Source organism: Halorussus sp. MSC15.2, from assembly GCF_010747475.1.
Classification (GTDB): Archaea; Halobacteriota; Halobacteria; order Halobacteriales; family Haladaptataceae; genus Halorussus.
In genome coordinates this window covers 638,747-651,131 of the sequence record NZ_VSLZ01000001.1, presented here as the reverse complement: position 1 = coordinate 651,131, position 12,385 = coordinate 638,747, and the positions used below count along the sequence as shown (strand labels likewise).

Genomic DNA, 12,385 nt, shown 5'->3' with positions numbered 1-12,385 from the left:
CGACCGGCGTCGCGTTAAACTTTCAGGACGCCGACGGTGTCGGACGTGTGACCACGCCGGGTAGCCTGACGGTGACGGCGGTGCCGCCGTCGCGCTCGAACGACACGTCGCCGCCGAGGGCGCTCGCGCTCCACTCGACCACCCAGAGACCGAGACCGCTGCCGTGTTCGAGGTCGTTCTCGCCGCCCTCGGTCAGGACCGCCACCTCGTGGTCGGGGATGCCCGGCCCGTCGTCGCGGACTTCCAGCGTCGCCGAGCGCGAGTCCGCCTCGGCGTCCGCGAGAGCGATTTCGACGCGAGGGTCGTCCCCGCCGTGTTCGAGCGCGTTCTCCACGAGGTTCGAGAGCAGGAGTCGGACGATTGCGGGGTCGGTCTCCAGTTCGAGTCCCACGGGCACGTCGGTCTCGATTCGACCGTCGGGGTACTCGGTCCGGAAGCCGTCGGTCACGTCTGTGACGAGTGCGCTCAGTTCGACCCGTTTGCGGTGGCGCTCGCCGTCCATCGCCCGCTCGAACTCCCGGGCCTTGTCGCCGAGTTCGGCCAGTCCGCGGCCGTTCGTCAGCACCGTCTCGGCGTGGCCCTCGATTGCGGGGTCGTCGGTACCGTCCCGAATCAACTCGGCGTAGCCGTTTATCTTCGAGAGGTCGTTGCGGAGGTTGTGCCGCAGGACGCGGTTGAGGACTTCGAGGCGCTGTTCGCGCCGCCTGTCCGCGGTCACGTCCTGAAAGACCAGCGTGTAGCCGACGCGAGTCCCCGTCGAGTCCGACACCGGTGAACTGGTGACGCTGTACTCTCGCCGCTCGCCGTCGGTACGGACGGTCGCGGACTGCTCGTCCGCCGACAGGTCGAGTTGCGCGTCCACGAGGCTGTCGAGCGTGTCACCGACCCCGGCGGTCGCGTCGGGGTCGAACACGCGCTCGGCCTCCTCGTTGACGTCGATGACCCGGCCCTCGCGGTCCGCGATGACGACCGGAGTGCCGAGGTCGTGGATGGCCGCGCGCTCGCCGATGCGTCTGGCCGCGGGCGTCTGCTCGAACATGTTCCGGCGGAAGAACGCGTAGAAGTCGAACCCGAGGTGAATGGCCAGCGCGGAGGTAGTCAGGTCCAAGGCCGGAGCGGGACCCATCTCGAACAGCCACGCCAGATTCGCCGCGAACGGCGCGACGAGCGAGAGCGCCACCGCGATGGTCTGGCCGCGGTAGAGTTCCCCGTAACTGACGAACGCGTCCACGAGGACGACCATCGCGCCCCCGCCGAGGAAGTAGAAGGTCAGCATGGTCGCGAACAGCCACGGTTGATGTGTGTAGGCGACCGTGGCCGCACCGAACACCGGTTCGACGTGGTAGTTACTCCACGCGAGGTGGTGGAGCGGATTAGTCGCCACCAACAGGACCGACGCGGTCTGCATCGCGGCGACGAGACCCATCCACTTCGAACGCACGAGTTCGCCCCGCCCGGTGTATTCGAGGACGAACGCGAGGAAGAACACCGTGATGAAACTCTTGCCGAACCAGATGGGAATCTCGAACAGCCATCGGAGCGAGGGGTCGTGAACCGTGAGCGCGACGCCGTACGCGCCGGTCCAGATGGCTTCGCAGACGATGGTGGCGATGAACAGCCACCCGCCGGGTTCCGCCCGGTAGGGCCAGAGGTGTCGCAGGAAGTACAGCGACATGGCGAACGCCGCGAGGGGTCCCAGCGCCAGCCACGTCGGTGACAGGTCCATCTCGGTTGCTACGAGAGACCCAACCGACAAAAAGGTAGGCCGGAGGCGTCGGGCGGACGGAGTGCGGCAGGAAGTGAGACACCCGACGCGGAGGTCAGTCCCGGCCGTGCTTCGTCACGCACTTCGAGAGACCGATTATCTCGACGGGTTCGGAGTTGTCGGGCGAGTAGACGACCATCTGGCCCTTCTCCATGTAGGGGACCTTCCCTTCGAGTTCGGCCGGGATGTTGACGCTCTTGATGGCGTCCTCGTCGCCCAGATTCAGGACGACGGTGGTGTTTATCTGCTTGAAGACGGCGTCGTCGATGTCTTGGGGGTCCTGCGTGATGAGGAACAGGCCGAGGCGCTCCTTGCGACCCTGCTTCGCGGCCTCCGTGAACTTCGTGATGACCTTCCGGGACTGCACGCTGTCGGCGTCGGTCAGGAAGTTGTGAGCCTCGTCCATCCCGACCACGAGCGGCGTCTCCTTGATTCGGGTGTAGGTCGGGTCGTTCGAGAGTTTCTCGTCCACGAGCAGACTGGCGAGCGCCAGCACGACCACCTCGGTCGCACGCGAGTCGTTGAGGTGGTAGGTCGGCACGACGCTCAACTGGCCGGGTTTGACGAACTGCTGTATCTGGTCGGTGATGGGCCGGGCGTCTTGGTCAAACACGCTGTAGAACGCCGAACTGATGGCCCGGCGCTTCACCGCGTCGTAGGTCGCCTCGTGGACCCGACCGCTCTCGTCGAGTTCCTCGCGGAGCGCGGGGTCGTCGATGTAGTCCACGAAGTCCTCGTAGGTGCCCGCCTCGCCGTACTGGTCGAAGAAGCGGTCGAGCAGCAGGCGCAGGGCGTTGTACTGGTTGTCGTTGAGGCTCGCGCCCGCGACCAGCCACGGGCGGCGCGCGACCATCGAGAACGGAATCGTGAACGCGACCTGCTCGGCCCGGTGGTGGTCGGCGGCGTAGGACCCGCCCTCGACCTTCGGGACGAACGCCTTCGTGTCGTCGTGGCCGCCGTGGGCGACGTTCTCGGACTCCCACCGGCGCTCGTCCTCGGCCGTCACGTCCGGGTTGTCGTCGTGCATCTGGGCGTACTCGTCCTGCGGGTCGAACTGGACGACTGCCGCCCGGCGGTTCGCGCCGTCCTCCATCTCGTAGCGGCGCTCGTCGGCGAGGAACTGCCGGAGGACGTTCTTCGCGCCGTGGGTCTTCCCGGACCCGGTGCCCCCCGCGACGAGGGTGTGTCGGAAGACGAGGGGGTCGCCGTCCTCGTAGTCGTCCTTCAGGCGGTAGTCGATGGTCGGCGGTTCGGCCGCGGTCCGGACCTTCTCGCCGCCGACCGAGAGGTGGCCGAGGAACACGCCGTCGCCCGGCATCTTCAGGCCGGTCTTGATTTCGGACTTGTCGCTGGCCTCGCGGACGACCGACTTGGGCTTGGGCACCCGGTCGGTCATCCGGCGCTTCAGTTCGACCTCGGAACCGTCGCCGTCCTCGTAGAGAATCGCGACGGGTTCGAGGTCCGCCATCAGTTTGTAGTCGGTCTCCTCGATGTCCTCGCGGCGCATCGCGCGCTTGGAGTGGATTTCGGTGGCGTCGTCCACCCGGTACTCCTGTCGGTACTCCAGCGCGCAGATGCGACAGAACAGTTTCTCGCCGTCGGGGTAGCCCACGAGCAGGTACTTGCCGACCCGCACGTCCTCGCGGTTGTCGGCGGTCACGTACGCCTGCAGGTGGGTCTCGTCCTCCTCCTCGCCGATTCGCAGGCCCTCGGCCGCCGAGAGGGTGCCGATGCCGCGGTCGGTGCCCACGGGGTCGGTGGCCATCGAGTCGAAGCGGTCGTCGCCCCGCGTCGCGGCGCTCGACGTGCCGGTGTCGAAGTCGCCCACGCCGTCGAGGTCGGTCCCGGGACGTCGGAGTCCGGGTCGTCGGACTCGAAGCCCGAGAAATCGTCGTCCGAGCGGTCGGAGGGGTCCGTCTCGAAGTCGTCGGACTCGGAGGCATCCGAGTCGTCCCTGCTGAAGTCGCCGAGGTCGGTCATCGTTCCCCGGCAATGGGCGCATGGGACAAACAGGTTTCCCTCCGGTGCGGGCGGAGAGTCGTCGTCGGACTGCCCGCCGGTCGCAGTCCCGGTCGCCGCGGCGCTCGACCACGGTCGAGATAGCGCGACCCACGGGGCATACTTCGCGGAGGCGGACCGCTTTTATCTGCCCGCGCCCTACGTCCGCTCATGCTACTCATCCGTGGCGACGCCGGGGGCACGACGCTGACTGGCACGCTGTACGAGCGGGGCGAGCGAGCGCCGCGGTTCAAGGGTGCGCCCGACGAGGACGCCCCGTACGTCTGGGTCTGCGACGAGTTCTATCAGGTCGAGAGCGGCGGGACGGTCCAGCAGGTGGACGGCGAGGACGTCAACGTGGCCTTCGAGTCGCCGATGCCCCGCGGGTTCGACACGCGCGAGCAGGCGACCGAGGCCGCCCGCGAACACGTCAAGACCCAGTTCGCCCGCATCGGCATCGACCCCGAGGACGTCGAGGTGACCGTCGAGAAGCAGGAAATCGAGACCGCCGAACCGCAGTAACTCTCTTTTCGGTCTCAGTAACCGCGTCCCCACCGGACCGCGTTGTAGTTCTCGTCGAGTTCGGTGTCGAGCGAGCGCTCGAACGACGTGACCAGCGAATCGACGCTCCCGCGGTCGATGGCCGCGAGGTCGTCGGCCTTCGAGATGGCACGGGGCGGTCCGCGGTGGACCGCGATTTCCCCGAGAATCTGGCGCTCGATGGCCTCGCGGAGTTCCGGGTCGTCGGTGAACACCCTCGGGGCTTCGACCTTGAACACGAGGTCCCTTCGGGGGTCGTACACCACGCAGAACGTGACCTGATACTGCTCGGGGTCGAGACCCCGGTCGAGATTGTGGCCGCCTTCCGCCGCGAAGAACTCGTCCATGCCGCCCGTCGAGACGAACCAGTTGGTTAGCGTCAGGTCGTCGGTCAGGCGCTCGAACTCGCCGTCCACGAGTTCCCGGCGTTCGAGAATCTGGGCGAACAGACCGGCGTCGTGCGCCCACGGCACCGGCCCGAAGTCGGTCTCGCGCTTGAGCGTGCGGACCACCGACTTCGACGAGACGTTCTTGACGAATCCAGCAAGCGGAACGCCCCGGTCGGCGAACGTCTCGACCAGTTCGACGTAGTTGTCCAGAATCTGTCGGACGAGCGGCGACTCCTCGAACAGGTCGGTCAGGACCGAACTCCGGTACTTCCACCGGAGGACGCCCTTCGGATAGATGGGGCCGTCGAGCAGGAGGAACTCCGAGACGCGCTCGGCGTGTTCGAGGGCGTGACTGCTCTCGGCGAGGTAGAGCGCGAGGGCGTGGACCACGTCCTCCTCGTACTGGTTCTGGGGAAGGTGCGTGTGGACGATTCTGCGCTGACTCCCGTCGTCGTACTCCTCCCACTCGGTGCCGAAGTTCTTCGAGGTGTCGTTCGAGTGGAGCGCCTTCACCACGGTCCGGGAGTCGTGGAGGTCGAGGTCCGACGGCGTCGCGCTCATCGCGGCGTGGGCCACGTCGAGGACCAGACCGTTCTTGAACGGCTTGGGGTTGAGCGTCCCGGCGTCGAGACCGTGGGTGGTCTCGAACGGGGCGTCTTCGAGGGCTATCTCCTCGGTATCGACCTGCCGGCGGGCCAGTTCGTCGATGGGTTCGAGAATCGCCCCGTCGTCGCCGACCAGCGGGTCGAGGAAGTTCTCCCAGACCGTCTCGGCGGCGTCCCGGTGGTCCTGGTCCTCGGCGTCGTAGTCGATGCGGTCGGCCAACCCCGCGATGCCGTCGAAGTGCACCGGGTCGAGCGTCATACCATCCGCATGCGATTGCAGCGGCAAAAACCCCGCCGTTCGGGTGGCCTTTTTCAGGGCCGCCCGCGTACCACGGGCCATGACCAGATTCGACGCCGAGACGCCGGAGGAGCGCCAGCGACTGTTCGCGGAGGCCATCACCGCCCACCGCGAGCGCGGGAGCGCCTTCACCACGTTCGAGGCCGACGCGGACGCGTCGCGTTCGACGCCGACGCGGACGAAACCGGGGACGCCGACGCGGACGAAACCGAAGACGCGGACGCCGACGAACCGGCGGACGACCCCGAGCGAGCGCCGCCGTGGGTCCAGTTCGGCGACGGGACGCTCAACCTCGACTGCACCGACGCGGAGTTGGACGCCCTCAAGTCAGTCCTCGGTGAGTTTCCGGCATTCAAAATCGACGACCTCGTCCGGCCCGAGGAGACCGAGGGCGTCAACGTCCGGGTGTCGGCGCTCGCCGACCCGAACCGAGTCGCCCAGTGCGTCGAGCGCATCTTCCGCGAGGTGTACGACCAACCCGAGTCGTTCCGGGCGTGGGTCGGCGCGGTCTGACTCGGTTCACGGGATTTATCTCCGGCGCGTCCACGGAAAGCAGTATGACTATCTGCGAGGACATGTGTTCGATTACGCTCGACCACGCGGACGACAAACTCCGCTACTTCGTCCGCACCGACCCCGAGACGGGCGAGACCGACGACGTCGAACTCCTCCACCTCCGGGACGACCTCGACTGGACCGACCGCCGCCAGCGCGAGGTCGAGTCGGAACTCCTCGAACTCGTCGCCAGCGAGAGCTACGAGGAACTGATGAACGCCGACAACGTGAACCAGATAATCAAGGTCGCCGACACCAAGATACTGTTCACGGGATTCGTGGATGACGAGGTAGTGATAGCGAGCTTCGAGCGCGGGATTCTCCCGGTTTTACCCGACGTCGTGGCCGATTTCCGAGAGTACATGCTCCGGCGCGACGTGTCGTTCATTTCGCTCGACGGGTAGTCTCAGTCCAGTTGGACGTACGTCCGGGTGGTCCCGACGCCCGCCACCTCGTGAATCCCGTCGGTGACGATTCGCTGGAGGTCACGCACCGTCTCGCCTTCGATTTCGGCCACGATATCGAAGTCGCCCGAGACGATGTGAGCCGACGCGACTCCCGGGAGGTCGCGGACGGCGGCCACGGCGTCCTCCGACGCTCCGGTCCCAGTGATTATCGCTACGTACGCGCGAACCATGCCACCGGTACGCCGAGTGCGACCAAAGTACTGTTGCCGGTCTGCACGGGCCAGCGCGGCGGTCGGAGCTGAATCAGTCGCGGTCGGTCTCGTCGCGGGAGAGGTAGTCAGCACGCCACCGCGCCGGTCGTCGCGGGAGGTCGCCGACCAGCCACACGAGGTTTCCGTCCGGGGGTCCAACTCGGATAGCATGAGTTTCATCGCGGAGTTCTCGATTCCGACCGACGACTTCGCGCTCGGGACGGCCCTCGACGCCGCTCCGGAGATGCGGGTCGAGGTGGAGCGTCTCGCCACACACAGCAGGGAGTGGGTGATGCCGTTCCTCTGGGCGTCGGGCGGCGACCTCGGTGCGTTCGAGGCGGCGATGGAGGACGACGAGACCGTCTCGGAGGTGGCGACGCTCGACCGACTCGACGGGACGGCCCTCTACATGATAGAGTGGAGCGAACCCGTCGAGCGACAGGTGGACGCGATGATAGACGAACACGCCATCGTGCAGGAGGCGGTCGCGGACGACGAGTGGTTCCTCAAACTCCGGTTCGCAGACGAGGACAGGCTCTCGGCGTTCTACGAGGAACTGGAATCGGAGTTCGAACTCCACCGGAAGTACCGGACGACCGAACCCAAGGAGGGCGAGTTCGGCCTGACGCCCGAGCAGCGCGAGACGCTGGTGCTGGCGTCGGAACTGGGCTACTTCTCGGTGCCGCGCGAGGCCACCGTCGAGGACATCGCCGACCGCCTCGGCATCTCCACGAACTCGGTCTCCCAGCGCCTCCGACGGGGTCACGACGCGCTGGTCCGCAACACCCTACTCGTCAACGGGCAGTGACGCGCCGATTGGAGCATTAATATCGAGACCGAGTTCTTATGCTAGCGTTCTGTCAACAGTGGGGACGATGAGAGTGATGCCATCAGTCACGTCGCGAGCGCCGAGTCGTCGTTCGACGGGGGCGGAGGGGTCCGGAGACACATGGGCGTAGCGACCGCGTTCGAGATAGCCGTTCCCGCATCGACGCTCGCGCTGGCGGAGACGTTCGAGCGCGCTCCGGACGCGGCGTTGCGGATGGAGCGAACCGTCGGCGGGGCGGGCGACCGAACCGGGTCGTTCGCGTGGGTTTCGGGCGTCGAGTCCGACCGCCTCCCCGACCTGTTTACGACCGACTCGTCGGTCGCGGACGCGCAGCGACTCGGCGAGGACGGCGACGCCGACCTGTTCGAGATTCGGTTCGACGCGGCCATCTGCCGGTTCGCCGAGCGCATCTTCGACCGCGACGGCGTGATACTCGGCGCGACCGCCACCGACGGCGTCTGGCGGTTCCAGCTCCGGTTCGCCGACCACGACGACGTGGGCGAGGTGTTCGACGACGAGTTCCGCAGGGAGTACGAGGCGACCGTAACCCGACTCTACGGGTCGGACGAGACGCTGACCGCCGAAAGCGGCCTGACGGACAAACAGCGTCGAACGCTCTCGACCGCCTACGAGATGGGGTACTACAGCGTGCCGCGGAGCGTGGACCTCGAAGCGGTCGGCGACCGACTCGACATCTCGCGGCAGGCGGTCTCGGAACGACTCCGCCGCGGTCACGAGCTACTGGTCGCGGACTTCCTCGGAAAAGGCCGGGAGTAGGACGGAGTCTTCAGGACTGCCAGTACGCCGGGGTGAGCAGGACCAGCACCGGCAGGATTTCGAGTCGGCCTATCCACATCAGGAACACCATGAACAGCTTCGTCGTCGGCGGGAACCGGAGGTAGCTCGCCATCGGCCCGACGATGCCGAATCCCGGACCGACGTTGCCGAGCGTCGCCGCGACCGCACTCATCGCGTCGAGCGCGACGAGGTCCACGGTGGGGACCCCGATGACGTACACGACGAGGGTGCCGACGAAGAAGATGACGAGATACAGTAGGGTGAACGCGTAGATGCCCCGGACCGCACGTTCGTCCAGCGCCCGGTCGCGAGTCGGACCGGCCGGACCGCCTCGGGGTGGACCGTGGTGAACAGTTCGCGCTTGATGGACTTGAGGATGACCAGCCAGCGCACGATTTTGACCGCGCCACCGGTCGAACCCGCCGACCCGCCGACGAACAGCATCACGAACAGCACGTACTGGGCCGGCGTCCCCCACTGGGCGAAGTCCATGCTGGCGTACCCGGTGGTCGTCACGAGCGAGACGACCTGAAAGACGGCTTGCCGGAGCGCCTTCTCGGCGTTTCCGGAGAGCGGTCCGACGGCGGTGAGTTCGGGCGTGCCGCCGGTGAACAGCAGCACCGCCACGAGTCCGGAGAAGACCGCCAACACGCCGGCGTAGAACCGGAACTCGGTGTCCTCGCGGAACGTGTCGAAGTCGCCGTTGAGCAGGTGCCAGAACAGCGCGAAGTTGGTCCCCGCGGCCACCATGAACGGGATTATCACCCACTGGACCGCCGCCGAGAACGCCTCGATGCTCCGGGCCGCCGGCGAGAATCCGCCGGTCGGCATCGTCGTCAGCGCGTGAGCGACCGCGTTGTAGAAGGTCATGTTCGGCGCGAGACCAGCGAGGTGGAGCGAGTACAGCAGGACCATCTCCAGCGCGGTGACGGCGAGGTAGATGCCCCAGAGCGCGCGAGCGGTCTCGGCGATGCGGGGCGTGAGCTTCTGGATTCCCGGGCCGGGCGCTTCCGCGTCCATCAGTTGCGCGCCCCCGACCGAGAGTTCGGGCAGGATGGCGACCGCCAACACCACGATACCCATCCCGCCGAGCCACTGGGTCTGCTGTCGCCACATCATCAGCGCCCGCGAGTGCGTCCCGAAGCCGATGTCGCCCATCACGGTCGCTCCGGTGGTCGTGAACCCGCTCATCGACTCGAAGAGCGCGTTGACCGGTTGGCCGACCGTCCCCTGTCCGGCGATGACGTAGGGCGACGCGCCGACGAACGACACCACGAGCCACGTCAGCGCGACCATCAGGAACCCCTCGCGCGCCCCGAGGTCGGGGTCGTCGTCCAAGCGTTCGAGGGACCACCCGATACCGACCGCCAGCGCCATCGACGCGAGGAACGTCGCCACGCCCTCACCGTAGAACACCGCGAGCGCGAGCGGGAACACCATCGCGACCGCCAGCCACTTGACGACAGTACCGACCAGACTGCAACTCGCCCGCCAGTCCACGCGCAGGTTCATCGGCGACTCACCCGTAGCGTAGACGAAGGCACGCGAGTCCCCGTCGCTCCCCGCGTCATAGTTGTTCGGTCACGGCTTCCAGCGCGTCTCTCTCCACGAAGGCGACCACGTGGTCGCCCGACTCGACCACGGTGTCGCCCCGCGGAACGACGAACTGGTCGTCGCGGGTGATGGCACCGACGACGAACCCCTCCGGGAGGTCGGCGACCGACTCGCGTATCGGTCTGCCCACGAGAATCGAGTCGTCGTCCACCTCGACCTCGATGACCTCTGCCCGGTCGTCTTCGATGAGCGAGACGTTCTCGGTGTGGAGTTCGCGAGTGAACCGGGTTATCTCCTCGGCGGTGACCTCGCGGGGGTTGACGCCCACGTCCACGCCCACCGTCTCGAAGAGGCTGACGTACTCGGTGGTCTCGACCACCGCGACGGTCCGGCGCGCGCCGAGTTGCTTGGCCAACACCGAGACCAGCAGGTTCTTCTCGTCGCTCTCAAGGGCGGCGACCACGGCGTCGGCCTCGTCCACGTGTTCGCGCGCGAGGAACTCGGCGTCGGTCGCGTCGCTCTCCATGACGACTGTGTTGGGCAGCTTCTCGGCGAGTTCGCGGGCGCGGTCGGCGTCCCGTTCGATGAGTCGCGGACTGAGACCGCGCTCCTCCAGCAGTCGGGCGACGTGGTAGCCGATGTCGCTCCCGCCGATGATGACGAGGTCCTCGTTGCTGGAGGGCGTCTCTCGCGGCGCGATTTCGCGGGCGAACTCCTGCACGCTCTCGGGGTTCCCGATGACGACCACCTTGTCGTCGGCCCGGATGCGGGTTCCCCCGCGAGGTATCTCGACGTCGCCGTTTCGGAGGATGGCGGCGAACGTCAGCGAGTCGAACCGGTCGGCCTCGCTGACGGTCTGGTCGGCCAGCGGACTGTCGGCGCTGACCCCGAACTCGGCCATCTGGACGGCACCCCCGGCGAAGGGGTCCACGTCGCGCGCGGCGGGCAGGCCGATGACGCGCACGATGTCCTGCGCCGTGAGCAGGTTCGTGCACACCATGAAGTCGACGCCGAACGCGGTCCGGTCGGCCGCGTGCTGCCACGTTTCGAGGTAATCGACGTTCTTGACTCGCGCGATGGTGAACGGGTCGTCCACCGTCTTCGCGGTGCCGCAGGCGACCAGATTCGTCTCGTCGTCGTCGGTACTGGCTATCATCATGTCGGCCTCCTCGATGCCAGCCTCTCGGAGCGTCGAAATCGACGTGCCGTCGCCCTGAATGGCGAGGACGTCCTCCGAGTAGGTCAGCGCGTCCACTCGCTCCCCGTCCACGTCCACGACCACGACCTCGTGGGTGTCGGCGAGACTCGACGCGATGGAAGACCCGACCTCGCCCGCCCCGACGATGATAACACGCATCAGTAGCTAACTCCAGTTGTTGAAACCCTTTACAAGGCCCACCGTATGATTATTTCCTTTCTCGCACGGGCCGAGAATCGGCGGGTCGGCGTAGAATCGCAACCGCATCGGGACGCCTCTCGCCGTCGTCTGCACCTCAGAAGGACGGCGCGTGCGCCGTCCGTTTCGTCACCGAGACCGGGAACCGCTTGGTGGTGTCGTTTATCACGAGGTTGTCGTAGTAGAGGTCGAGCGTGGCCGGATTGACCGCGTTGCCGTGGCCGACTCCGACCCGGACGAGTCTCGCGTCCTCGCCGAACCGGGCAACGACGTCGTCGAAGGTCCGGCCGTCGTAGCCGGATTCGACGTCGGTGTACTCGAACCAGCGACTCGTTCCGCCGGTGTCGCCCCGCATCCGGGCCAGCACGTCGAACGTCGCCCACTCCTCGGCGGGGTCGCCGCCCGCGTCGTACGTGAGGTACATCCCGTGTCGCCCGTCGCCGTTCTCGACCACCAGAAACGTCTCGTCGGGCGCGAGTCCGCCGGAGTCGTCCGGATTGACGTTGTTCGGTCCCTCGTAGTAGTCGTAGCTGAGGCCGCCGAGACCGCCGAGGGTCGTCCCGGCGCTCGGGGCGGCTATCGACGCCGCGTAATCGACGGTGGAGTTCCCGTCCGAGGTGACGTGTATCGGGCGGGGATGGGCGTCGTCTCGCATCGACTCCGACGCCGCCTCCACCGTCGCGGTGTACGCGCCGTCGCCGTTCAGGTCGAACAGCGTGACGCCCGGCGAGAGCGACGTGTCCACCTCTTGGCGGGCCGACCGGTCGTTGGGACCGCTATCGCCGGTCGTCGCCGCGTCGGCCGTCGAGTCGCTTCCGACGACGGTTTCACTCCCGGCCGCTGCTCCGCTCCCGACTGCCCCATTGCTTCCGACCGCTACTCCCGTCAGAGCGGCCACCCCTCGCAGGACCGCTCGTCGCTCCCGATTCATGGTGTCTGACACGGCGCGCGTCGGTTTATGCTTTCGTCCCGATTCGCCGTGAGTTCCGGTTTCGACGCC

At 67.0% G+C, this 12,385-nt stretch carries 10 protein-coding genes and 2 pseudogenes; 5 read left to right on the top strand and 7 right to left on the bottom strand.

The features are described 5' to 3' along the window. Positions 1-22 precede the first annotated feature (22 nt). Together FXF75_RS03355 and FXF75_RS03350 are read right to left on the bottom strand one after the other, a co-directional pair. Positions 23-1,726 carry a histidine kinase N-terminal 7TM domain-containing protein gene (locus FXF75_RS03355; protein WP_163520123.1) on the bottom strand — a complete coding sequence of 568 codons (1,704 nt, stop codon included), beginning with the start codon at positions 1,724-1,726 and terminating at the stop codon, positions 23-25. Positions 1,727-1,820: 94 nt separating this feature from the next. Beyond that, entirely contained in the window at positions 1,821-3,593 is a 1,773-nt protein-coding gene (locus FXF75_RS03350; RefSeq protein ID WP_375335516.1) for an ATP-binding protein, read from the bottom strand. A gap of 341 nt (positions 3,594-3,934) precedes the next feature. Between FXF75_RS03350 and FXF75_RS03345 the strand changes: the two genes are divergently transcribed. Further along, a complete protein-coding gene (locus FXF75_RS03345) occupies positions 3,935-4,285 on the top strand; it encodes a hypothetical protein (RefSeq protein WP_163520122.1) in 351 nt (116 codons plus the stop codon). A gap of 14 nt (positions 4,286-4,299) precedes the next feature. On the opposite strand, the gene FXF75_RS03340 is transcribed toward FXF75_RS03345, so the two are convergent. After that, on the bottom strand, positions 4,300-5,556 hold the full coding sequence (locus FXF75_RS03340; protein ID WP_163520121.1) for a DNA double-strand break repair nuclease NurA: 1,257 nt from the start codon (positions 5,554-5,556) through the stop codon (positions 4,300-4,302). A gap of 79 nt (positions 5,557-5,635) precedes the next feature. Between FXF75_RS03340 and FXF75_RS03335 the strand changes: the two are divergent. Together FXF75_RS03335 and FXF75_RS03330 are read left to right on the top strand one after the other, a co-directional pair. Beyond that, a pseudogene (locus FXF75_RS03335) lies at positions 5,636-6,108 on the top strand (hypothetical protein). 44 nt (positions 6,109-6,152) lie between these two features. Next, complete coding sequence (locus FXF75_RS03330; RefSeq protein WP_163520120.1) at positions 6,153-6,554, top strand: hypothetical protein; 402 nt, start codon at positions 6,153-6,155, stop codon at positions 6,552-6,554. A 2-nt stretch (positions 6,555-6,556) separates the two neighbouring features. On the opposite strand, the gene FXF75_RS03325 is transcribed toward FXF75_RS03330, so the two are convergent. Continuing rightward, entirely contained in the window at positions 6,557-6,787 is a 231-nt protein-coding gene (locus FXF75_RS03325) for an Lrp/AsnC family transcriptional regulator (protein WP_163520119.1), read from the bottom strand. A gap of 190 nt (positions 6,788-6,977) precedes the next feature. Between FXF75_RS03325 and FXF75_RS03320 the strand changes: the two genes are divergently transcribed. Further along, on the top strand, positions 6,978-7,616 hold the full coding sequence (locus FXF75_RS03320; RefSeq protein ID WP_163520118.1) for a helix-turn-helix domain-containing protein: 639 nt from the start codon (positions 6,978-6,980) through the stop codon (positions 7,614-7,616). A gap of 141 nt (positions 7,617-7,757) precedes the next feature. Beyond that, a complete protein-coding gene (locus FXF75_RS03315) occupies positions 7,758-8,414 on the top strand; it encodes a helix-turn-helix domain-containing protein (protein ID WP_163520117.1) in 657 nt (218 codons plus the stop codon). Positions 8,415-8,424: 10 nt separating this feature from the next. On the opposite strand, the pseudogene FXF75_RS03310 reads toward FXF75_RS03315, so the two are convergent. From FXF75_RS03310 to FXF75_RS03300, 3 genes and pseudogenes are all read right to left on the bottom strand, one after another. Further along, positions 8,425-9,947, bottom strand: a pseudogene (locus FXF75_RS03310) (TrkH family potassium uptake protein). A gap of 55 nt (positions 9,948-10,002) precedes the next feature. Continuing rightward, positions 10,003-11,346, bottom strand: a complete 1,344-nt coding sequence (gene trkA, locus FXF75_RS03305; protein ID WP_163520116.1) for a Trk system potassium transporter TrkA — start codon at positions 11,344-11,346, stop codon at positions 10,003-10,005. Positions 11,347-11,482: 136 nt separating this feature from the next. After that, entirely contained in the window at positions 11,483-12,316 is an 834-nt protein-coding gene (locus FXF75_RS03300) for a hypothetical protein (RefSeq protein ID WP_163520115.1), read from the bottom strand. Positions 12,317-12,385 lie beyond the last annotated feature (69 nt).